This is a genomic window from Flavobacterium sp. PS2 (assembly GCF_046250155.1).
Taxonomy (GTDB): domain Bacteria; phylum Bacteroidota; class Bacteroidia; order Flavobacteriales; family Flavobacteriaceae; genus Flavobacterium.
In genome coordinates this window covers 4,931,300-4,952,789 of sequence record NZ_CP176426.1, presented here as the reverse complement: position 1 = coordinate 4,952,789, position 21,490 = coordinate 4,931,300, and the positions used below count along the sequence as shown (strand labels likewise).

Annotated in this window: 23 protein-coding genes; 11 read left to right on the top strand and 12 right to left on the bottom strand. The window is 32.0% G+C overall.

Annotated elements, in window-relative coordinates:
- Nucleotides 1–192: 192 nt before the first annotated feature.
- Together ACJ6WR_RS21465 and ACJ6WR_RS21460 are read right to left on the bottom strand one after the other, a co-directional pair.
- Nucleotides 193–645: a hypothetical protein gene (locus tag ACJ6WR_RS21465; protein ID WP_409416439.1), complete on the bottom strand. Its 453-nt coding sequence runs from the start codon at nt 643–645 to the stop codon at nt 193–195.
- A 331-nt stretch (nt 646–976) separates the two neighbouring features.
- Nucleotides 977–1,609 (bottom strand): hypothetical protein, encoded by a 633-nt coding sequence (locus ACJ6WR_RS21460; protein WP_409416438.1) that lies wholly within the window; start codon nt 1,607–1,609, stop codon nt 977–979.
- A gap of 617 nt (nt 1,610–2,226) precedes the next feature.
- Here ACJ6WR_RS21460 and ACJ6WR_RS21455 point away from each other — a divergent pair.
- From ACJ6WR_RS21455 to ACJ6WR_RS21435, 5 genes are all read left to right on the top strand, one after another.
- A complete protein-coding gene (locus ACJ6WR_RS21455) occupies nt 2,227–2,772 on the top strand; it encodes a DUF4494 domain-containing protein (RefSeq protein WP_039118561.1) in 546 nt (181 codons plus the stop codon).
- A gap of 724 nt (nt 2,773–3,496) precedes the next feature.
- Nucleotides 3,497–3,985, top strand: coding sequence for a hypothetical protein (locus ACJ6WR_RS21450; protein ID WP_409416437.1), 489 nt, complete (start codon nt 3,497–3,499; stop codon nt 3,983–3,985).
- A 326-nt stretch (nt 3,986–4,311) separates the two neighbouring features.
- Entirely contained in the window at nt 4,312–4,707 is a 396-nt protein-coding gene (locus ACJ6WR_RS21445; protein WP_039114405.1) for a hypothetical protein, read from the top strand.
- A gap of 369 nt (nt 4,708–5,076) precedes the next feature.
- Nucleotides 5,077–5,553: a hypothetical protein gene (locus ACJ6WR_RS21440; RefSeq protein WP_039114406.1), complete on the top strand. Its 477-nt coding sequence runs from the start codon at nt 5,077–5,079 to the stop codon at nt 5,551–5,553.
- A 268-nt stretch (nt 5,554–5,821) separates the two neighbouring features.
- On the top strand, nt 5,822–6,226 hold the full coding sequence (locus tag ACJ6WR_RS21435; RefSeq protein ID WP_039114407.1) for a hypothetical protein: 405 nt from the start codon (nt 5,822–5,824) through the stop codon (nt 6,224–6,226).
- Between the two features lie 241 nt (nt 6,227–6,467).
- On the opposite strand, the gene ACJ6WR_RS21430 is transcribed toward ACJ6WR_RS21435, so the two are convergent.
- Nucleotides 6,468–6,890: an MgtC/SapB family protein gene (locus ACJ6WR_RS21430; RefSeq protein WP_039114409.1), complete on the bottom strand. Its 423-nt coding sequence runs from the start codon at nt 6,888–6,890 to the stop codon at nt 6,468–6,470.
- Nucleotides 6,891–7,253: 363 nt separating this feature from the next.
- Between ACJ6WR_RS21430 and ACJ6WR_RS21425 the strand changes: the two genes are divergently transcribed.
- The 3 genes from ACJ6WR_RS21425 (at nt 7,254) to ACJ6WR_RS21415 (ending at nt 8,864) form a co-directional block, all read left to right on the top strand.
- Entirely contained in the window at nt 7,254–7,460 is a 207-nt protein-coding gene (locus ACJ6WR_RS21425) for a hypothetical protein (RefSeq protein WP_409416436.1), read from the top strand.
- Between the two features lie 12 nt (nt 7,461–7,472).
- Nucleotides 7,473–7,682 carry a hypothetical protein gene (locus ACJ6WR_RS21420; protein WP_039118520.1) on the top strand — a complete coding sequence of 70 codons (210 nt, stop codon included), beginning with the start codon at nt 7,473–7,475 and terminating at the stop codon, nt 7,680–7,682.
- A gap of 294 nt (nt 7,683–7,976) precedes the next feature.
- Nucleotides 7,977–8,864 (top strand): S-adenosyl-l-methionine hydroxide adenosyltransferase family protein, encoded by an 888-nt coding sequence (locus ACJ6WR_RS21415; protein WP_409416435.1) that lies wholly within the window; start codon nt 7,977–7,979, stop codon nt 8,862–8,864.
- A 66-nt stretch (nt 8,865–8,930) separates the two neighbouring features.
- Here ACJ6WR_RS21415 and ACJ6WR_RS21410 read toward each other — a convergent pair whose 3' ends face one another.
- The 5 genes from ACJ6WR_RS21410 to ACJ6WR_RS21390 form a co-directional block, all read right to left on the bottom strand.
- Nucleotides 8,931–9,986: an NAD(P)-dependent alcohol dehydrogenase gene (locus tag ACJ6WR_RS21410; RefSeq protein WP_323490280.1), complete on the bottom strand. Its 1,056-nt coding sequence runs from the start codon at nt 9,984–9,986 to the stop codon at nt 8,931–8,933.
- 74 nt (nt 9,987–10,060) lie between these two features.
- A complete protein-coding gene (locus tag ACJ6WR_RS21405; protein ID WP_409416434.1) occupies nt 10,061–10,465 on the bottom strand; it encodes a cupin domain-containing protein in 405 nt (134 codons plus the stop codon).
- Nucleotides 10,466–10,654: 189 nt separating this feature from the next.
- Nucleotides 10,655–11,071, bottom strand: coding sequence for a cupin domain-containing protein (locus ACJ6WR_RS21400; RefSeq protein WP_086894490.1), 417 nt, complete (start codon nt 11,069–11,071; stop codon nt 10,655–10,657).
- Nucleotides 11,072–11,259: 188 nt separating this feature from the next.
- Nucleotides 11,260–12,132: a helix-turn-helix domain-containing protein gene (locus tag ACJ6WR_RS21395; protein WP_409416433.1), complete on the bottom strand. Its 873-nt coding sequence runs from the start codon at nt 12,130–12,132 to the stop codon at nt 11,260–11,262.
- A gap of 538 nt (nt 12,133–12,670) precedes the next feature.
- Nucleotides 12,671–13,354 carry a Crp/Fnr family transcriptional regulator gene (locus ACJ6WR_RS21390; RefSeq protein ID WP_039114420.1) on the bottom strand — a complete coding sequence of 228 codons (684 nt, stop codon included), beginning with the start codon at nt 13,352–13,354 and terminating at the stop codon, nt 12,671–12,673.
- A 178-nt stretch (nt 13,355–13,532) separates the two neighbouring features.
- Here ACJ6WR_RS21390 and ACJ6WR_RS21385 point away from each other — a divergent pair, with 178 nt between their 5' ends.
- Nucleotides 13,533–13,904, top strand: coding sequence for a glycine cleavage system protein H (locus tag ACJ6WR_RS21385; RefSeq protein ID WP_039120345.1), 372 nt, complete (start codon nt 13,533–13,535; stop codon nt 13,902–13,904).
- Nucleotides 13,901–14,497 carry a methyltransferase domain-containing protein gene (locus ACJ6WR_RS21380; protein ID WP_039114423.1) on the top strand — a complete coding sequence of 199 codons (597 nt, stop codon included), beginning with the start codon at nt 13,901–13,903 and terminating at the stop codon, nt 14,495–14,497. Before ACJ6WR_RS21385 ends, ACJ6WR_RS21380 begins: the two co-directional genes overlap by 4 nt.
- A gap of 84 nt (nt 14,498–14,581) precedes the next feature.
- Here ACJ6WR_RS21380 and ACJ6WR_RS21375 read toward each other — a convergent pair whose 3' ends face one another.
- The gene (locus ACJ6WR_RS21375; RefSeq protein WP_409416432.1) at nt 14,582–15,115 is read right to left on the bottom strand and encodes a 5' nucleotidase, NT5C type; all 534 of its coding nucleotides are present in this window, start codon (nt 15,113–15,115) and stop codon (nt 14,582–14,584) included.
- A gap of 84 nt (nt 15,116–15,199) precedes the next feature.
- Between ACJ6WR_RS21375 and ACJ6WR_RS21370 the strand changes: the two genes are divergently transcribed.
- On the top strand, nt 15,200–15,949 hold the full coding sequence (locus tag ACJ6WR_RS21370) for a DeoR/GlpR family DNA-binding transcription regulator (RefSeq protein ID WP_409416431.1): 750 nt from the start codon (nt 15,200–15,202) through the stop codon (nt 15,947–15,949).
- 310 nt (nt 15,950–16,259) lie between these two features.
- On the opposite strand, the gene ACJ6WR_RS21365 is transcribed toward ACJ6WR_RS21370, so the two are convergent.
- The 3 genes from ACJ6WR_RS21365 to ACJ6WR_RS21355 all read right to left on the bottom strand — a co-directional run bounded on the left by ACJ6WR_RS21365 (nt 16,260) and on the right by ACJ6WR_RS21355 (nt 21,397).
- Nucleotides 16,260–16,634, bottom strand: coding sequence for a hypothetical protein (locus ACJ6WR_RS21365; protein WP_409416430.1), 375 nt, complete (start codon nt 16,632–16,634; stop codon nt 16,260–16,262).
- 169 nt (nt 16,635–16,803) lie between these two features.
- Nucleotides 16,804–18,237, bottom strand: coding sequence for a TolC family protein (locus ACJ6WR_RS21360; RefSeq protein WP_409416429.1), 1,434 nt, complete (start codon nt 18,235–18,237; stop codon nt 16,804–16,806).
- Nucleotides 18,230–21,397 carry an efflux RND transporter permease subunit gene (locus ACJ6WR_RS21355; RefSeq protein WP_409416428.1) on the bottom strand — a complete coding sequence of 1,056 codons (3,168 nt, stop codon included), beginning with the start codon at nt 21,395–21,397 and terminating at the stop codon, nt 18,230–18,232. Before ACJ6WR_RS21355 ends, ACJ6WR_RS21360 begins: the two co-directional genes overlap by 8 nt.
- Nucleotides 21,398–21,490: the final 93 nt, after the last annotated feature.

Below are 21,490 nucleotides of genomic sequence, written 5' to 3'. Positions count from 1 at the left end.
AAGGATTAAATAGATTCAAGACTTTGCTCCCGACGCTTCGGGATTGCTTAATCCTTTGCGAACTTTGCGGTTAATTATCAAACACAGATTTTAAAATATATTTATTGAAAATGAAAACTCAATATATACATCTTAAACACCAGTACAGCCCTTTGAACCTTTGCTACTCAGAACCTCTGTGCCTTAAAAAACTTATTTTTTTATCTCTTGAAATATAAATTCAGCATCGGTATAACTTATAGGAATCTCTGGAGCAAAACAAGGCAGACCAAGATATGTGGTTACGACACCTTTTCCTAAAATTAATTTATTGTCTTTTTTTAATAACGAAATCGGAACTCTTTTTAGGTCACCTCCATAAGTTCTACAATAAAATTCCCCAAGATATACATCCTTTTTGATGTTACCTTTTATACTTCCAGAATCTTTCGTTGTTTCTCCGTACTTTATTTCATATTGACCATAAAATCGGTCTTTATTTATCACAATTGATAAAACAGCAGTATCTTTATTTGTACTTATTGCCCGATAAACAACTTGCTTTTCTATAACTTTCTTTTCTTTTTGGTTACAACCAATTAACAATAAAACTATCCCAAATAAAGCAATTAATTGGGCTACTACATACCTTTTTATCTTTTTCAAATACATATTTTGATTATTTCGTTCCATCAAAAATAAGAAATAGTTAATTAGTTCAGTTATTTATTTTTAAAGTTATAAACATTCTGAAAATCATGAATCTATACCAAACGCAAAGCTTTTTTAAACTTGAATCAAGGAATTTTTTATTGAGAGTAAAGACTATATCAAAGTCAAGAAAGATTCAGAATGATATGAAGTAAAAATCTTTGCAGATCCTAAACCTTTTCTAAATAAAGAACCCAACTACATTTTGTAATCGGGTAAACTTTAAATCAAAAAAAATAAAAAACAACCAAATAAAAACATTAATAATGATTACCACCAATCATTATTACATATATTCTTTTGCAGGGACTAAATCGGCATTACGATTTAAAAAATTTGCTAATAATTTAAAAGAGATTCCTTTTAAGTATTCCTCGAATGAAACATCAAATATTGATTTTTCTTTTAAAGAAAAAATCAATATTAAACTATTGCTATCTATATAATCCTTATGGGGTTTATTACTATTATTAAGTTTATTATTAAGGAATTCTGCATGAGGCATTTCGTTAATAAATTTCTGCATCATAACGGCATCTATAAATAAACTAAAACCAAATGTCTTTTGATTTACTGCGGGTTCATAAGCATTTTCAATTTGATTATTTAAGATGGTCAAATCTAAATTTATTGCATCGTTTATTTCATCATCTAAATCGCCAAATTCAGTTAGATTATAATCAAATATATAAAACTCTTCCTCTGATGTCAGTTTACTCATCCTTATAGGGCTAGTTAACGTATAATCGCTAAAAAGTACCGAAATACCTGGCGCTACTTCTATAAAATAAGTATGTCCGGTTCCAATTGTTTCTGGAATAACAATTATTTTATCATCAATAAGTTCAGCATTAATTCCATCAGCAAACGACCGTTGCCATTGCGGTTTTAATGAGTAAAAATGTGTGGTATTTTTCATATTTTATATTTTAAGAAATATTCCTGAATATTTCAAAATGGAAATAAATAGTTTGAACATATCTGGATAAATTATTGGGATAAAATTAATATAAGTACATTTAAATATAACTCCTTTTAAATCAAAAAAACATCAAAAAAAGCCACAATTTCAACAAATAGCAACTAATTTTTTAATGATATTAAAAATTACTTATAATATCACAATTCACACAACATATAAAAAGAATAATTGAATTAAAGCAACGTGACCATAACTGTTATATTAAAATAAATCTACGTGAGATTACAATACACTCATAAAAATAAGATATATTTTATTGTGCCTTAATTCATAAGCAATATCGTTAATTAATTTAAAATTTTCGGCTTTATAGGTAATAGATTTACTAGTATTTATTTCGCATCAAAAAAAATAATAGGATTAATCTAAATATTTTCTATAAAATACAATCATTGCTTAAAATCTCTTTATTACCTAATATACTCTGTAACAATAGAGTAAAAAACACAAGAAACCGAATGTAATTATTTGATTTAAATTGTGAATATCTATTTTACGAATTGTCGATTTCTTTTTCTTTAAAATCTATCTTTGATACCCTTAAAAAAAAAGAAATGAGCACAATTTGGTACGAATGCAAGGTAAAATATAGAAAGACAGATGATACTGGAACACAAAAGGTTACAACAGAACCTTACTTGGTAGATGCGTTATCTTATACGGAAGCAGAAACCAGAATTAATGAAGAAATGTCAGCCTATATTAGTGAAGAATTTAAAATCACAAATATAAAAATGGCTAATTATGCCGAAATTCACCCTTTTGAAAATGCAGATCGTTGGTTTAAATCAAAAGTATCTTTAATGGCGTATGATGAAGAAAGCGGAAAAGAGCGAAGATCAAATATGTATATTTTGGTACAAGCAAATGATGTAAAAGAAGCCTATGATAATACAATCGGGATAATGAAAAACACCATGGGAGATTACTCGATTCCTGCTATTGCAGAATCACCTATTATGGACGTATTCCCATACTTTAGTGGTGAAGAAGGAGAAATGGAACAATTAGAAAGATTTAATGCGCTTAAAGCTTCAAAACCTGAATTAGTAGCCGCTGGTGAAACTGGTGATGACTTTGTAGGAGCTGAAAGTGAATAATTCGTTTTAGCATTTATAGTATATAAGGAGGGCTTTTTTAGTCCTCTTTTTTGTTTATTAAAGAATAAAAAAGCCAATCCGATTTTAATTAGATAAATGCTATAATACCAATATAATTTCAAAACGATTATCAGTAATTATTTTGAATCTCACTTTTTTTATTATCTTTATTTCTAGCTTAATTTATTAATATATTCTTATACCCTGATAAAATTTACAATGAAATTATCTTTAAACCCAAATTACATTAAATCATCAAATTTTATTTTTATCTCTGTAGGTCTTGGGCTTATTAATTTTTTACTTTCACCACATATACTTTCTTCAAAATCGGCAATGATTCTAAGTATAATTACTCTTTCCTTACTCTTTATAGCAGGATTACTAGTTAGATTTCAAATCTCATGGATTAAATATCTTTTATTAGCTTTAATCCTCATTGGTTTTAATAGTCTCCCGTCTCTTATAAAAGAAGAATTAACTACTCATCCCATAAATGCTATCTTCACTATATTACAAGCCATAACTCTAATTTATGCCACCCTTTTGTTGTTCTTTAAATGGTTTTTATATAAACGAAACAAGTAGGAACTGAGGTCTATTTGAGTTCCTACTTGTTTCTACTTTGTTTACGGATTTAGATTGTGGGTGCGAAGTCAGGGGGCTTTCGTACAGCACACACTACTAATTTATTTATTCATTAGAATTCTTTGAAGACCGAGTTATGAGATTAATATACTTTTTAGCAATTAGTTTAATGATAGTGGCATGTAATGACAAAAAGAAGTCTAAGGATAATGCTATAAATTTAGCAGAAAACTATGATGGTTATGGCATTATTCGATTTACGTCCAGTTCAACAGGCTCTATAAGATATTTAGAGTTTTATCCTTTATTAATTGAAAAAGATGATAAAATTGACTTCAAAGATATAAGCAAATTTAATATTAAAAACGGACTTGTTTTACGACAGACAAATAAATCTATATTATGGCAAAGTCTAATAACAACTAAGAATATTAAATGGGACGATGAGGGCTATGGATTAGCATTGATTTTAATCAAATACCATAAAAAAAATAATGATCATAAATTTGTAAATGAATTTGAAAGTTATTTAATTTTAAAAAATCGTAATATAACAGTTAAAATGTTTGACCCTGAATCTAATAAAATTGAGATTGATAATTTTAAAGTAATTCAAGGAATATAATTTTAGAATATTATTCCTGAAGTTTTCTTTCCCTCGATGCCCACTTCAAAAAAGCAAGTACAAGTTTAAAGTATGTATGAAGAAATTTGAATTGTTTAAATAAATAAAAATGACTTCGCGAATATTTTGACGAGGCTTTATATATTTCGTTTGATTATGAGTGGGAAGTCGGAGACGTTCACACTGCACTCGTTAGAACACTTTGGAGAGCAGGTGGATTACAATTAAGACGACAAGAAGATAATTTTGGCAATTTTTCAAAAGGGAAATTAGTTTAGAACTTCAATATCAAGAAAATAATTATCCAATAAATTATAAAAAAATCAATGAAGAAAATAGTAATTTTAATATGTTTATCTATTCAATTTTCTTGTACCAAACAAAATGAACTCAAAACTATTTTTATAGCCAAAGAAAATGAATATTGGCAATATAAAGATGATTGTCAAAGTCATGGAGTTTATTTTAAATTCAATAAAAAAGGTGATTATGATAAATATAATAGGTTCATTAACGGTGGTTTTGATTTATTCAATAACGATGGCGATTTAATAAGTGGTCCAAGATCTTGGGGTATAAAAAATGATTCTACATTCGTTTGGGATGATGAAGATTACAAAATAGAAAAATGTAATCCCAAGCAAATAATACTATCTTATTATCACTATAAAGAAAAAAACAGAAAATGCAAAATAACCCTTAATAAAGTATTAGACAAATAAGCTAAAAAAGTCAAACTTCAAAGGTACCCGACTACTAGGCTAGGATATGCATAACGATAAACCTGACAGCTCGGATATACACAACGATAGCGCTGATTTGCAATCAGTGCCCGTAATCTAAATCGATAATCTTCAAGTAAAATATGTAAATTCTTTTTGTGTCCGTAACAAATACCTCATGCAGATGCAGTGTATATATAAATTAAATGAGTGAGCTTTAGGCGTAGGATTAGGAATTGCTGCATGGCCAAAAACAGGTCACACAATTGGTAAATATCTTGTACGTTCAGTAATTCAAGGTGCTAGAAGTATTAATACTGCTGAGTCACCAATAGACCCAACAGTGTTTGGACATTAAAATAAAAAATTATGAAATTAGAAATAAAATTATGTTTGCTTTTTATATTACTTACCTGTATTACTTGCGATGGAACATTGGGCGGCTTTTCTACTATCCGTTTTCCTACATCAAAAGCAAAAATTAAAATTGCGATTGATAGTTTGTATTCTAAATATCCCGAATACAAAATCCCAAGCAAATGGGATGATAATGATAACTGGTCAAAAAGAGGGTATGATTTTTTAGAAAGTCACATATTTTATTTTAAAGATACTCCCGAAGAAATGTATTACATCTCTTTTATTGGAGATGAAGAAACATTTAAAGATACTACACATATAGATATTGCTATTCGCTCTGTTTTTACTAATCGTAACCAAAAATGGCTAAAACAAGAAGAATTTGGTAAAGATGAAGAAAATAGAATTCAAACAAGATTTAAAAACGAAATAGTTTCCAAACTTGAAAAATATACAAATACAAAATCAAAGGATTTAGAAAATTAATATGTGTCTGACTCGACCACTCAGGTATGCGCAACGATAGCGCTGATTTGCAATCAGTACCCGTAGTCTAAATCGATAATCTTCAAGTAAGATATGTAAATTCTTTTTGTGTCCGCAACAAATACCTCATGCAGATGCGGTGTATATATAAATTAAGTGAGCGATAATAGTTTTTGTTCGACTACGTCTAATTTTAAAATAGGTAAGGAAATTAGTTTAGAACTTCAATATCAAGAAAATACTTATCCAATAAATTATAAAAAAATCAATGAAGAAAATAGTAATTTTAATATGTTTATCTATTCAATTTTCTTGTACCAAACAAAAAGAACTCGAAAGTATTTTTATAGCCAAAAAAAATGAATATTGGCAATATAAGGATGATTGTGGTAGTAGTCATGTTTATTTTAAGTTTAATAAAAAAAGAGACTATGATAAATATTTAAGCAAGCCTATAAATGAGGGTAAAGGTTTTGATTTATTCAGCAACGATGGAGATTTAATAAGTGGTCCAAGATCTTGGAGTATAAAAAATGATTCTACATTCGTTTGGGATAATGAAGATTATAAAATAGAAAAATGTAATCCCAAACAAATAATACTATCTTATTATCATTATAAAGAAAAAAACAGAAAATGCAAAATAACACTTAATAAAGTATTAGACAAATAAGTTAAAAAAGTCAAACTTCAAAGGTACCCTGCTACTAGGTTAGGATATCCACAACGATAACCCGATTTCCCTGCCCGTAAATAATATTAAAATTAAAGCAACTCATAATCAAGTTGCTTTTTTAATACAAATTAAATCAACATCCTCATTCCATAAACAAACAATCGATTCCATCATGTGTGCTTAAAAGAAATTTAACTGCTAAGTCATACCTCACTTCTTTCATCTAATATGCCACTCCTTACTTCCTATTTCTTAACCATTTATCTACAGGTTCAAGAACCGTGTTCACGATAGTAACTAAGAATGTACAAATTAATGCTTCGGCAAAATAACCTGAAGCCGCAATACAGCCAATAGCTGCACTACACCATATTGTAGCTGCCGAGTTTAATCCATGTACATTTGGTCCTTCTCTAAAGATTACTCCTGCTCCCAGAAAACCAACTCCCATAACGACTTGGGCAGTAATACGAGTTACATCTATATTTGGTGCAGTTGCTGCAACTTTTATAGACAATAATACAAAAGCTGCTGCTCCTGTTGCGACCAGCATATTGGTTTTTAAGCCAGTTTCTTTATGATGCCATTGTCTCTCAAAACCTATAATTAATCCTGCGAAAAGGGCTATCACTAGTCGGGTTAAAAATTCTGTTGTAGTCAAAATAATTATTTTTTATGATTAAAAATCACTTTATATAAAGATATTTAATTTTTTAAAAATATAAGAGTTAAGCAATTAATATTATTCGAAGTATAAGAACATCAATTGAATCAAATCTTGATTTTTTCAACTTTCGACAACACCCGAAGAAATACTTGCAATAACCCAGAACAATTATTCTATTGAAAACCAAGACTTAATAGGTATCATTTCAAAAACTATTCTATGTTCTATTTTATAATTTGAAACCAAATAGTAAAACAAACGATACTTCCAATACTTTTTTATCATGACTTTGTCGAACTTATGCGTAACAATTTCTGTAGAAATAATATAAAGAACATCCATGTTAAGATGGTGTAAATGGTAAACTCTCTCGAATTAAAATCTGGCGTAACCTACGAATATCATATAGACCGAAAAATCATAGGCACATTTAAAGCCGGAATAAACAATGTTTTAAGCACTCGTGTTACCGAAAGAGGCGAACGAACCGACAAATATATTTATGACAACAAGCAAGATCCTCAAGGCTATTTTAGATTTGGTATATCTTACAATCCATTTTAAAAAAGAGAAATCATGATTGAAATTTTTAAAACAAACGTTCAAAACGAAACTGAAACAACTGTAATTATAAAAAGTATTCAAGACTATTTTCAAGACCATAAAATTAATTTTGACTTAGAAGATTGTGATAAAATACTACGAATTGAAGCCAATGAAATAGAATCAAATAAAATTATAGAACTACTTAATATTCTTAGCTTTGATTGTGTTAAATTAGATTGATTTTTTTTAAGGTTCTGAGATGCTAAGGTTCTAAGTCACTGAGACTAGATATTTTTTGCCACAGATTAAAAAGATTCTATCCCAAAGCTTTGCGACCTTTGCGTATCCCGACGCTTCGGGATTGCGTTCTCTGCGATTAAAACATATAAAACTTTGCAAACTTTGCGGTTAAACGCAGTTAAATACACCCAAAACTTTGCGACCTTTGCGTATCCCGACACTTCGGGATTGCGTTCTCTGCAGTTAAACACACATAGAGCTTTGTGGTAAAACATCTTCTAAATACGATAAAAAATGAAACTACGATTATTACTTTTTTTGTGTGCTGTTACTTTTAATAGCTTTTCTCAGAATAACGTATTGGTTTTTCAATCTGATTTTGGATTAAAAGACGGTGCGGTATCAGCTATGAAAGGAGTTGCAATGGGCGTTTCTACCGATTTGAAAATATTCGATTTAACGCACGAAATCCCAGTGTATAATATATGGGAAGCAGCTTATCGCTTATCGCAAACAGCTCAATATTATCCCACAGGAACAGTCTTTGTTTCTGTTTGTGATCCCGGAGTGGGAACAGCAAGACATTCGGTTGTATTGCTTACTAAATCAGGACATTATTTTGTAACTCCAGATAACGGAACGTTAACTTTGATAGCAGAACAATTAGGAATTCAGGAAATTCGCGAGATTGACGAAGTCAAAAATCGTCGTCAGGACTCAAATGAATCATATACTTTTCATGGTCGTGATGTGTATGCATATACTGGCGCGCGTTTGGCATCCAAAACAATTACTTTTGACCAAGTCGGACCAAAATTACCTAATGAAGTAGTAAAAATAGAATACCAAAAACCTGTTTTCGAGAAAGGAATCATCAAAGGAGGAATTCCGATTTTGGATATTCAATATGGAAATGTATGGACGAACATCGACAAAAAAACATTTGCCAATTTAGACTTGAAAGCAGGAGATTTGGTAAAAATTCAAATCTTCGATGGAACTAAAAAAGTATATGACGGCAAACTAAAACTAGTACATACTTTTGGAGAGGTAAAAATCGGAACCGATGTTTCCTACTTTAATAGTCTTTTAAACTTTTCATTGGCAGTAAACCAAGGGAGTTTCTCCGAAAAACATAAAGTTTATAGCGGTGCAAATTGGAATATAGTAATCAGCAAATAGCTTAATTATTAAATAAAAAAAGGTGTTCATCATTACAATGAACACCTTTTTTTATTTAATAATTCTCTAGTTTTTAAGAGAAGCCATGTCTATTACAAAACGATATTTTATATCGCCTTTTAATAATCTTTCGTAAGCATCGTTAACACCATTTACGCCAATAATTTCTATATCTGCGGTGATGTTATGTTTCGCGCAAAAATCAAGCATTTCCTGAGTTTCGGCAATTCCACCGATCAAAGAACCAGAAAAACTTCTTCTGCCTAATATAAGACTAAATGATGTTACAGGAAGTGGATCCATCGGTGCACCTACTAATGTAAGCGTTCCATCTACTCTAAGTAAGTTTAAATACGCATCGATATCATGTTGAGCCGATACACAATCTAAAATAAAATGAAGGCTTTTAGCATGTTTAGCCATTTGTTCGGCATCACTAGATAATACAACTTCGTCTGCTCCTAAACGTTTAGCATCTTCCGTTTTAGATAACGAAGTAGTAAAAACTACAACATGAGCGCCCATTGCTTTTGCAATTTTAATTCCCATGTGTCCTAAACCACCAATACCTACAATACCTACTTTTTGTCCAGGACCAACTTTCCAGTGTTTTAAAGGAGAGTAAGTTGTAATACCAGCACAAAGTAAAGGTGCAACACCGGCAAGATCTAATTTATCAGATATATGAAGAACAAAATTTTCATCTACAACAACACTCTCAGAGTATCCACCAAACGTTTGTCCACCTAAATGTTTATCCGGAGAATCAAATGTAAGTGTACTTCCTGAATCGCAAAACTGCTCTAAATCTTCTTTGCAATGTTCACACTCTCTACAAGAATCAACCATGCATCCTACTCCAGCTAAATCTCCTACTTTAAAGTTTTTTACATGATCTCCTACTTTGGTTACTCTACCCACAATTTCGTGTCCCGGAACTATTGGGTATGTCGTACCGTGCCACTCGTTTCTAGCCGAGTGAAGGTCTGAATGACAAATTCCGCAATACAAAATATCAATTTCTACATCATGAGCCGTTACCGCTCTACGTTTAATGTCTAATGTTTTTAATGGTGCTTCAGCAGCTTCAGTACCAAATGCTTTTATGTTTTTTGTTTCCATAGTTTTATAGTTATATTTAATTCTTGTTTACAAACAAATTCAAACTCAGTTTTTAAATAGATTCATTGCTAAAATTATTTAGAAAAACTGTTGTATTCTTCATCAGTAACTTGTTCCATCCAAGTCCCGATGCCTTTATCAATCTCGGTAATAATTGCTATATGTGAGAATCGACTATTTGGTGTTGCGCCATACCAATGTTCTACCCCTGACAAAATGGTAAGAACTTCTCCTTTATGAACCAATCGTATTGGTGTACCTCTTTCCTGAAAATATCCAACACCTTCAGTCGCAACAAGCAATTGCAAAGCCGAGTTAGTATGCCAATTATTTCTAGAACCTGCCTCAAAAGCAACTTCTTTTATAGTAGTATTACGTGGCTGAATATCGCTAGTACGTTTTTTATAAGAAACTGCGCCTGTAGTATATTTATTAGGAACTATTCCTTCTTCGATAACTGTTGTATAATGTGTTGACATAAATTAGTTATTTGTTGTAGTTTAATTTATTATTTAATGCTAACCCAATAAAAATGCAACCAATTTAAAAACAGTAAATTACAAAAATATTCTCTTATAATAATGTAGAGAACAAAAATTTAAGAATTACTTTTTTTAAGCTTGTTTTTAAATTAATATTGGATGAAACAACACACCTATACCTTAAAATTATTTAAAGCTATTGTATTGTTCGTCAGTTACTCTTTCCAGCCAATCTACAATACCATTTTGAGTATTAGTACTTATTGCTATATGAGTAAATTCACTCTCTGGAGATGCACCATGCCAATGTTTAACATCTGGTAAAATAGAAACAACATCACCTGCATTAAGCAACTGGATTGCTTTTCCTTCTTCCTGATAGTACCCTACTCCATGAGTAACTATAAGAACTTGACCTCCGGGATGAGTATGCCAGTTGTTTCTTGCGCCAGGCTCAAAAACTACATTTCCCATAACAACATTTAGTGCGCGATTATCAGGAACAAGAGTTTTTATCCAAGCATTACCAGTAAAATAATCTGCTGGTGCAGGATCTCCTTTGGGGAAAATTGTAGTATCGATTTGATCTGCTTGATTTTTCATAATTTTTCTGGTTTTATACATCAGATAGAAACTAAATCTTGAAGTGGTGGTCAATAATAACTTCGACCATATCATTTAGCTAAACAATCTAATATTGGTTAATACTAATTATTTCAATGCAAATTTACTTTGGCAAAGACATACAGATATAACGATTATCAAACAAAAAATTAAGAATTTCAAACAATCTACACTCTTAAAGTTTTAGGTATTGTTCCTGTAAGTCTTTTAAAGTAATTATTAAAGTAGCTAGGATACTCAAATCCTAACGAATATCCGATATCAGCAATACTCCAATCCGTATGTTGCAAAAGCGCTTTTGCTTCACTAATTATTCTTTCGGTAATATGTGCTGTCGTCGATTTTCCAGTAATTTCTCTCACCGAACGATTCAGGTGGTTTACATGCACAGCAAGATTTTGAGCATAATCCTGTGGTGTTTTTAACTTAAGCGGTTGGTTCTTGGTTTCTATAGGAAATTGTCTTTCTAAGAGTTCAAGAAAAAGAGTTGTTATTCTCGAAGATGCATTTTTATGCTTAAAGAAATTTTCCGATGGTTGCATTTTAAGCGCCTCATGTATAATAAGGTTGATGTAATTACGAATTAAATCATCTTTAAATATATAGTCAGTATTTTGTTCCGAGAGCATTTTCTTAAACATTGTAGCAATAAAACTCTCCTGTTCAGCAGTTAAAGAAAAAATAGGCGTTCCTCCTATTTTAAATAATGGGGACTCGTTAAGGCTCTGAGAACGATCTTGTTTCTTTATAAAATCTTCTGTAAAAACACAAGCATAACCATTATAAGATGGCGATTTAATTTCCCAAGAATAAGGAATATGAGGATTACCAAAAAACAATATAGTACCATCAGTCTCAATACCTCTGTCTGCATAATGAATAAAACTTTTGCTAGTATTAATGCATATCTTATAAAAATCTCTACGATTATAAGTAGGAATAGCATTAACACCACTTTTTACTTCATACACCTTAAAGCCCTTTAACTTTAAGTCATTAGTAGTAAAATCCGAAGCCTGAGTAACAATTTGATTATCCATGATGCAAAGTTAAGAAAATCAAATATAACTCAAACTAAAATTATTGCAATCAGTTTGTTATTATTTACCACAAACTTAAAGTATTAAAAATAGAAAATCCGTTTAATCCGTGTACCAATTCCGCAAAGAGTTAGCCCAGATTTATAAAACAAAAAATAGAAAATCCGTGTCATCCGCGTTTTCGCTTTAGCGAATCCGTATCATCCGCGTATCCTTTTCGCGAAGAGTTAGCCACAGATTTATAAAACAAAAAATAGAAAATCCGTGTCATCCGCGTTTTCGCCTTAGCGAATCCATATCATCCGCGTACCCTTTTCGCAAAGAGTTAGCCACAGATTTATAAAACAAAAAACAAAAAATCCGTTTAATCCGTGTTTTCGCCTTAGCGAATCCGTTTAATCCGCGTACCATTTTCGCAAAGAGTTAGCCACAGATTCAAAGGATTAAAATGATTCTAATACATACTTGGATTTAAAAACTTTGCGAACATTGCGTATCCTTTTGCGCCCTTTGCGGTTAAATACCACACAACAAAAAACTAATAAAAATTGGCTATTAATGTAAGTTGTTTAAGATCTAGTAATTGTATTTTCCGACCTTCCATCCAGATAAGATTATCTTCTTTAAATTCATGAAGTACTCTTGCCAGTGTTTCATTTGCAGTACCTGCCATGTTTGCCAAATCGGCTCTGGAAAGCATTATAAAAACCTTTTTTTCGATATCACTTATTTTATACTTATCATGTAATATTAGTAAACTAAGAGCGACTCTTTCCCTTACAGTTCGTTGAGATAATACAGCCATGAGGTTTGCCATAACACTAAATTCATGGCTTAAACTTTTTAATAATAATCTGGAAAAAACTACCGAAGTGTTCAGAATATGAATAAAATCGTCTTTAGAAATAAATGAAATGATGGCATTTTCTATAGCAACAGTGGTATCTCCATACGATTCCTCGCTTAAAATAGCCGAATAGCCAAAAAATTCTCCAGGATTGTAGATGTAAATTATCTGTTCCCTGCCATCGTTATCAACTTTGTATTTCTTTATTTTACCAACCTTAACATAAAAAATACCTGTAGGCAAAGTTCCTTCAGTAAATATAGCTTCATGTTTGCGATATTTTTTATTATGCATAACCTCTTCGAGCATATCCTTATCATCTTCAGGAAGCTCATTTAAAAGATATTGGTTATTAAAAATAAATTTTGATATCATAATAAACTCAAAGTTAAGCTATTTTCCTTCCTACTTTGTAAATATTGATTTAAATCAAATTTAAGCATCATTTTAGTCGTTATAATCTATTTTAAAGCTACTTACCTTTGTTTTATTCAAAAATTAAGTCACATTATACATTTTATAATAAAATGATATAATATAAAAAACAAAAATTATGTTTATTCCTAGAAGTCTTTATTACACTAAAGACCATTTGTGGTTACGAAAAATTGGATCATGCGATTTCTATATCGGTATTACAGATTATGCTCAAAAAGAAATTGGAAAAATTGATTCAGTTGAACTAAAACTAGAAAGCAATACTATTAAAAAAGACGAAACATGGGGAACTATTTATGGTACAAATAAAACTTTTACCCTTATCTCCCCTTTAGATTGTGAAATCACAGTAACTAATTGTATCTTAGAAAAAAATGCATCACATATTAATACCGATTCTTATTATAATTGGCTCTTAAGAGTAGTTATCACAATAGATAACAGTACTTTTTTGACCAATGAAGAGTACATACAGCTAACAAAATGATTTTTAAAAACCTAAGACAAAATATTGATATCGAAGACAGTACATTTAATCAATTGTACCCAACTCGTATTCAAAGACTTTCTGAACGACATTGGACACCTGTTGAAATAGCCAAAGTTGCAGCCGATTATCTAGTCGACAAACCTTATAAAAAGGTATTAGACATTGGTGCCGGAGCAGGAAAATTTTGCTTAGTGGGAGCTGCATCTACAAGAGGCTTTTTTTATGGAGTAGAACAAAGAGAATCACTCATAAAAGTATCTAAGAAAATAGCCGAAAAACACGATATAAAAAATGTAGAATTTATTCATTCAAATATCGATCAAATCTCATTTTCAGATTACGATGCGTTTTATTTCTATAACTCCTTTTACGAGAATATAGATATTACCTGTCCGATAGATAAAATCATACTTCCAGAAAAAGAATTGTTTCACACCTATTCTAATTATGTGAGAGAACAACTCGGCAAAACTCCCAAAGGCACAAGGCTCGTAACCTATTGGAGTACTTGGGAAGAAATTCCAGAAAGTTTTGACCTCGAAGAATCTGCTTGCGATGGAATATTGAACTTCTGGAAGAAAAAATCCTAATTGTTTATTGCAATTTATATCAAAAAACCTGCCCGAAAATGATTTTCCGGGCAGGTTTTCTGCTTTAATAATAAAAGCAATTAACTATACTGCTTTATTTAAAACTGCAACAACTTCTTTCCAATTGTTTACCCTTAAATGATGAGTTTGGTTTACATTATGAAACGCCGTAAACATAATAGGTTTTCCCATACAATAATCCAGATTCTTAGCATGATCATCAATCATATAATCTGTATTAATAATTCTTTTGCTTCCGCATAAAATAATATTTTCCCATTTTATAAAAGGAAAATGTTCCTCAAGCCAAAATACTTTTTCAGAAAGAGACATTGGAAACTCCATCGCTGCAGAAACTATAAAGAGCTCATAGTTTTCTTGTAATTCCAGTAAACTCTCCACAGCATTAGGCATTACAGGCAATGTTCTAAAAAAATTCTCCGAATTTAAAATCCTGCGCAAAGTAGCTCTCTCCTTAAAAGCTTCCTCTTCAGTTAGCCCCTGAATACTATCTTTTGTAATCGCAGTTCCAAATTCATTATTATAATACGTGATTAAATGCGCCTCAATATCCGCAAGTACGCCATCCATATCGATAGCAATTGTTTTCTTATTCATGATAAATTATTTTGCAACAAATTTATGCAAAAATTGCAATATATTGCAATTTTAACTTATTTTTGCAATATAAATCCGCAACACATGAAAAAGGAAGAACGTCAGAACGTAATTTTAGAATACCTTTCCAAAGAGCACAGAGTAACGCTAATAGAGCTTAGCGAATACTTAAACGTATCCGAAGATACCGTAAGACGCGATGTAAAAGAACTTTCTGATCAGGGATTACTCAAAGCAGTACGAGGCGGTGCAGTAGCTCCATCGCCAATACCGCTACATTATAGAAATAGAGAAAAACATGACCTCGAAAACAAAAAAATTATTGCCGAAAAAGCAATATCATTACTAAAAGATGGTCAGGTAGTATTTATCGATGGCGGAACAACTTCAGTGGCTTTAGTGGCTAGTTTTCCTTACGATTTAAAAATAACAATCATTACAAATAGCTTTCCCGTTGCGGCATTAGTAGAAGATTTGCCTAATATCGAACTCATTTTTGCAGGCGGAAAAATGTGCAAAACATCCTTTGCAACCTCCAGTATCGAAACAATAGATTTCTTCAGAAACTTTAGAGCCGATGTCTGCATCTTAGGAGTTTGCAGCATACATCACGAACGCGGAATTACAGGCATTATGTACGATGATTCGCAAATTAAAAAGAATATGATACAAAACTCAAACTTTGTTATCGCATTAAGTTCTATCGAAAAAGTAGGAACTGCCGAAGCTTATTTTGTTTGCCCAATCAAAGACATTAATGTTCTAGTAACAAATAATGATCCCGAAGATGAACTATTAAAACCTTATAAAGACGCAGGCATAACAATAGTCTAATACTATTTATAAGGAGCTAATCCAGCCATACACTATATCTTTGCTTGCCTAAAGAAGGCAAACAAAGGATGCCGTTACTGTCTGGGCTAGGACTCCCGTTTTCATAAGAAATCTAAATTTAGACAAATCTTAACTACTTAAAAAGCCTTTCAAAATCAAGATTCTGAAAGGATTTTACCCTTGTAAAAGTTTAAAACTTTGACTAAGGTTGTAATGGAGAATTTAATAGTGAATCAAATTGCAGAATCAGTTTCAAAATACAACATAACATACAAAATAAAGTCTCCCAGAACTCAACCTAAAATATCGTTTAATGAAAAGTAAACTTCTCTTGTTGCTTTAAAATTCCAATACTAATTTTTCCATTTTTTTTAAAATATGGACTTAGAATAATATATTTCTCTCCGGGATAAATTATACTATAACTAAATGTGGTGTCTATTAATTTTATTTCTAAGTGATGTATTCCTTCTTCATTTATAAAAACTTTAATCGTTTCATGTGTAGGAACAACATTGGTAGATTTTAAATATATTTCCTTAACTTTCTTCCTGTCTAAATTTATTTCAACTTTCAAGTCATCGAGCTGCCTATTTTTTGGCTGTTCAATCGAGATTATAAACTCTTTATTAGTACAACTTATCAAAAAAAACATCATTATAATTACTATTGTAAACTTTCGCATTATTGATTAATTTTTAGAAGTTTTTAAAAATAAATTTAACCTTATAAAAGTACTAATTTACTCAACAACAACTTTCATTTTAAAAAACTTCATTTCCATTAAATACACAAAAAAACCTCTTGAAATCTTACTTTCAAGAGGTTTTGTAATCTAAAACAAAAATGATTTTCTATTTCCAACCACCACCTAAGTCTTTATAAATATAAACTGCAGCATTAAGTTGTTCTTTTTTAGTATCTATTAATTCCAGTTTAGCTTCCAGAGCATCACGCTGCGTCATTAAAACTTCAAAATAATCAATTCTGGCAGATTTAAATAAATCATTAGAAATATCAATCGATTTGTTTAACGCATCTACTTGTTGCGATTTTAAATCATAACCTTTTTGAAGGTTATCAATTTTAGAAAGCTGATTAGAAACTTCTAAATAAGCATTCAGAACCGTACGGTCATAATTATACAAAGCCTGAAGTTGTCTTGCATTTGCACTTGCAAACTCCGCTTTAATCGCATTACGATTAATTAATGGCGCAGCTAAATCTCCTGCTAAAGAATAAAGCAATGACTCTGGCATAGTAAACAAATATGATGGTTTAAATGCTTGTACTCCTATTGCAGCCGAAATATCTAGTGACGGATAAAATTCGGCACGAGCTACTTTTACATCTAGTTTTGCAGCCACTAACTCTAACTCTGCTTGTTTAACATCTGAACGATTCGCTAACAACTGCGACGGAATCCCAGAACTAACCGATGAAGGTAACAAAGCCAAGAAGTTACTATTATCTCTTTTAATCTCTTGAGGATAACGTGCTAACAAAAAGTTGATTTTATTCTCTGCTTCTTTTATCTTCTGAAGAATCTCAAATTCCATACTTTTTGAAGTTAAAACTTCAGCCTGAAATTTCTGAACACCCAATTCTGTTGCTCTCGCAGCTTGCTTCTGAACTTTTACAATTTCCAAAGCATTCGTTTGCAATTTTATCGTCTGCTTTACGATTTCTAGTTGGCTATCAAGAGCTAATAATTCATAATAAGAATCAGCAACTTCTGCAATTAGGTTAGTAATTACAAAGTTTTTCCCTTCTACAGTCGCTAAATATCTGCTTACTGCTGCTTTTTTAGAATTACGCAATTTTTTCCAGATATCCACCTCCCAATTTGCATAAGCCGAAATAGTAAAATCACCCAGTGGATCTGGCGTTTCTCTACCAGGAGTTATTTCAGTAGAAGCATCACCAGCACCCTGGCTAGTATATCTTCCTACTTTCTCTACTCCTGCACCAGCACGTACGCCAACAGTTGGCAACAATAATCCTTTTTTAACGCGAATATCATTTTTGGCAATTTCTATTTCTTGCAAAGTGATATTTAGCTCCTGATTGTTTTTTAGAGCAACATCTATTAAATCTACAAGATTCTGATCTTTAAAGTAATTATTCCACTTAATAGCCGACATATTTGTCGTGTCTTTCTTGTCTCCAAAAGACTCAGGAACCGGAGTCTTTGGAGTTTCTGCTACTGTTTCTGGAGTCTTGCAACTTACTACAGCAAGACAAAGCCCTAAAGCAATAGCATATTGATGTAATTTGAATTTATACATGATTGTTATCAATTTCTTCTGTTAATGGGTTTTCTTCTTCATGTTTTACCAGCTTGTGTTTTTCGGCAATTCTACCAAATATGTAATACAATCCCGGAATAACAAATACCCCACAAATTGTACCTATAAGCATACCTCCGGCAGCAGCAGTACCAATGGTTCTGTTACCAATTTTACCAGGTCCCGTAGCAAAAGCAAGCGGCAATAATCCGGCGATAAAAGCAAATGAAGTCATCAAGATAGGACGGAACCTCGCTTTCGCTCCCTCCATTGCGGCTTCAAGAACTGATTTGCCAGCGGCATGCCTTTGTATAGCAAACTCTACAATCAATACGGCATTTTTACCCAATAAACCAATAAGCATTACCATGGCAACCTGAGCATAAATGTTGTTTTCTAATCCTGTTATTTTTAGCAGAAGGAAAGCTCCAAAAATACCTGCCGGCAATGAAAGAATTACAGATAATGGCAAAATAAAACTCTCATATTGGGCAGCTAAAACCAAGTACACAAATCCCAAACAAATCAAGAATACCCAAATTGCCTGATTACCCTGTGCAACTTCATCGGCAGAAATACCCGCCCAATCAATATCATATCCTCTAGGTAGCTTTTTGGCAGCAACATCCTGAATTACTTTAATAGCTGTACCAGAACTGTATCCCGGAGCTGCACCACCACTAATTTCTGTAGAATTGTACATATTATGTCTTGTAATTTCTGAAAGACCATATACTTTTTCTAATTTCATAAATGCCGAAAATGGCACCATTTCATCATGGTTGTTTTTTACATAAAGTTTTAAGATATCATCAGGTTGTGCACGATATTCTGGAGCAGCCTGTACGATTACCTTATAGTTAATTCCGTATTTAATGAAACTAATTTCATAGTTACTTCCCACAAGAGTCGATAACGTATTCATCGCATTTTCGATAGAAACTCCTTTTTGTTGAGCCAGATCATTATCGACCTTCATCATATACTGAGGGAAACTCGCACTAAAGAAACTAAACACGTTAGATAACTCAGGTTGTTTGTTTAATTCTTCAACAAACTCTTTATTAACAGCTTCCATTTTTTTGAAATCTCCCGAACCTGTTTTATCTAGTAAACGAAGTTCAAACCCTCCTGCAGCTCCATATCCTGGTACCGCTGGTGGTTGGAAAAACTCAATATTTGCACCTGGAATATCTTTCGATTTTTCTTCCAGTTCTGCCATAATCTCCACTACAGATTGTTTACGATCGTTCCAATCTTCTAAGTTAATCAAACAAGTTCCCGCATTAGATCCTGTACCTTCCGTCAGGATTTCATAACCTGCAAGGGCAGATACTGATTTTACACCCTCTACATCTTCAGATATTTTTTGCAGTTTTAATGCAATATCATTTGTTCTTTCTAATGATGAACCCGGAGGTGTTTGTATAATAGCATAAAACATACCCTGATCCTCATTTGGTATAAATCCAGAAGGAACTGTACTACTAACTAACCATGTTCCTACACAAAAAACCAGAAGTGCGATAATAGTAACAGCTCTTCTATTTACAATTTTGGCTAATACATTTTGATATTTGCCTTGAGCAAGATTAAACTTGTTATTAAAACCATCTATAAATCTGTTTACAGGCGTTTTCTTTTTAGGTTTACCATGATTATTTTTTAACATCATTGCACAAAGTGCAGGAGTTAAAGTCAAGGCAACAATACCCGAGAGTATAATTGCTGTAGCCATCGTGATCGAGAATTGTCTGTAAAATACTCCTACAGGACCAGACATAAATGCTACAGGAATAAATACCGCAGCCATCAGGAAAGTAATTGCAACAATAGCACCCGCAATCTCATGCATTGCTTTTTTAGTCGCTTTGTATGCCGAGAGATGTTCTTCTTCCATCTTGGCATGGACGGCTTCGATTACCACAATCGCATCATCGACGACGACTCCAATCGCCAGAACCAACGCAAATAATGTGATTAAGTTCAATGAAATATCAAAGAATGTCATGAAAATAAAAGTTCCAATTAAGGAAACTGGTACTGCAATGGCAGGAATAACCGTAGAACGCCAATCACCCAAGAAAAGAAATACAACAAGTCCTACCAGAATAAAGGCTTCAATTAAAGTATGAATTACTTTTTCTATAGAAGCATCCAAGAATTTAGAAACGTCATAAGAGATTTCATAATTCATTCCTTTTGGAAACTTTTGCTTAATTTTTTCAAGTTTAGCTTTTACATCTTCAATAACCTGATTTGCATTACTTCCAAAAGATTGTTTTAATACAATCGCTGCAGATGGCTTTCCATTTAAATTAGAATAAATATCATACATCGAACTACCAAATTCAACTTTGGCAATATCTTTTAAACGCAAAAGCTCTCCGCTACTATTAGATCTAACTACTATATTCTCATATTGCTCTTTTGTTGTAAAACGACCAGAATATTTTAATACATATTCAAATGCCTGAGAACGTTTACCAGAACTTTCTCCTGTTTTACCAGGCGAAGCTTCTAAACTCTGACTTGATAATGCTTCCATTACTTCATCGGCAGAAATTTTGTAAGCCAACATACGATCAGGTTTTAACCAAATACGCATTGCATATTCACGAGTACCTAAGATATCTCCTGATCCTACTCCATTTACCCTTTTTAATTCTGATAGTACATTGATATCTGCGTAATTGTACAAGAACTTCATGTCGGTATTTTTATCCGTACTATAAAGGTTCACATACATTAACATACTAGGAACTTCACGCGTGATCTTTACACCTTCACGAACTACCAATGGAGGTAATTTATTGGTAACCGAAGCTACTCTGTTTTGAACATTAATGGCTGCCTGATTAGGATCTGTTCCTAAATTAAAAACCACTTGAATACTTGCTTCACCGTCATTTCCTGCGTCAGAAGTCATGTATTTCATTCCCGGAACTCCGTTTAGAGCTCTTTCTAAAGGAATAACAACCGATTTAATCATCAATTCCCCATTAGAACCAGGATAATCTGCTGTAACATTTACCATCGGTGGAGAGATGGAAGGGAATTGAGTAATAGGTAAATTCATCACCGACAATATCCCTAAAAAGACAATTATTAGCGATATTACTATCGACAGTACAGGTCTTTGTATAAATTTATTAAACATTTATTTGTATTTTTTTAATGATTAAACCACATTGTGAAATGTAAGCTGTGAAATGTGAGTTGTGAAATGTAAACTGAACACTGTCACCGTAAA

Bases quoted from the DNA above. Each gene is read 5' to 3' on its own strand.
- ACJ6WR_RS21460 (WP_409416438.1), bottom strand. From the start codon at position 1,609: ATGAAAAATACCACACATTTTTACTCATTAAAACCGCAATGGCAACGG.
- ACJ6WR_RS21455 (WP_039118561.1), top strand. From the start codon at position 2,227: ATGAGCACAATTTGGTACGAATGCAAGGTAAAATATAGAAAGACAGAT.
- ACJ6WR_RS21450 (WP_409416437.1), top strand. From the start codon at position 3,497: ATGAGATTAATATACTTTTTAGCAATTAGTTTAATGATAGTGGCATGT.
- ACJ6WR_RS21445 (WP_039114405.1), top strand. From the start codon at position 4,312: ATGAAGAAAATAGTAATTTTAATATGTTTATCTATTCAATTTTCTTGT.
- ACJ6WR_RS21440 (WP_039114406.1), top strand. From the start codon at position 5,077: ATGAAATTAGAAATAAAATTATGTTTGCTTTTTATATTACTTACCTGT.
- ACJ6WR_RS21435 (WP_039114407.1), top strand. From the start codon at position 5,822: ATGAAGAAAATAGTAATTTTAATATGTTTATCTATTCAATTTTCTTGT.
- ACJ6WR_RS21425 (WP_409416436.1), top strand. From the start codon at position 7,254: ATGGTAAACTCTCTCGAATTAAAATCTGGCGTAACCTACGAATATCAT.
- ACJ6WR_RS21420 (WP_039118520.1), top strand. From the start codon at position 7,473: ATGATTGAAATTTTTAAAACAAACGTTCAAAACGAAACTGAAACAACT.
- ACJ6WR_RS21415 (WP_409416435.1), top strand. From the start codon at position 7,977: ATGAAACTACGATTATTACTTTTTTTGTGTGCTGTTACTTTTAATAGC.
- ACJ6WR_RS21410 (WP_323490280.1), bottom strand. From the start codon at position 9,986: ATGGAAACAAAAAACATAAAAGCATTTGGTACTGAAGCTGCTGAAGCA.
- ACJ6WR_RS21405 (WP_409416434.1), bottom strand. From the start codon at position 10,465: ATGTCAACACATTATACAACAGTTATCGAAGAAGGAATAGTTCCTAAT.
- ACJ6WR_RS21400 (WP_086894490.1), bottom strand. From the start codon at position 11,071: ATGAAAAATCAAGCAGATCAAATCGATACTACAATTTTCCCCAAAGGA.
- ACJ6WR_RS21395 (WP_409416433.1), bottom strand. From the start codon at position 12,132: ATGGATAATCAAATTGTTACTCAGGCTTCGGATTTTACTACTAATGAC.
- ACJ6WR_RS21390 (WP_039114420.1), bottom strand. From the start codon at position 13,354: ATGATATCAAAATTTATTTTTAATAACCAATATCTTTTAAATGAGCTT.
- ACJ6WR_RS21385 (WP_039120345.1), top strand. From the start codon at position 13,533: ATGTTTATTCCTAGAAGTCTTTATTACACTAAAGACCATTTGTGGTTA.
- ACJ6WR_RS21380 (WP_039114423.1), top strand. From the start codon at position 13,901: ATGATTTTTAAAAACCTAAGACAAAATATTGATATCGAAGACAGTACA.
- ACJ6WR_RS21375 (WP_409416432.1), bottom strand. From the start codon at position 15,115: ATGAATAAGAAAACAATTGCTATCGATATGGATGGCGTACTTGCGGAT.
- ACJ6WR_RS21370 (WP_409416431.1), top strand. From the start codon at position 15,200: ATGAAAAAGGAAGAACGTCAGAACGTAATTTTAGAATACCTTTCCAAA.
- ACJ6WR_RS21365 (WP_409416430.1), bottom strand. From the start codon at position 16,634: ATGCGAAAGTTTACAATAGTAATTATAATGATGTTTTTTTTGATAAGT.
- ACJ6WR_RS21360 (WP_409416429.1), bottom strand. From the start codon at position 18,237: ATGTATAAATTCAAATTACATCAATATGCTATTGCTTTAGGGCTTTGT.
- ACJ6WR_RS21355 (WP_409416428.1), bottom strand. From the start codon at position 21,397: ATGTTTAATAAATTTATACAAAGACCTGTACTGTCGATAGTAATATCG.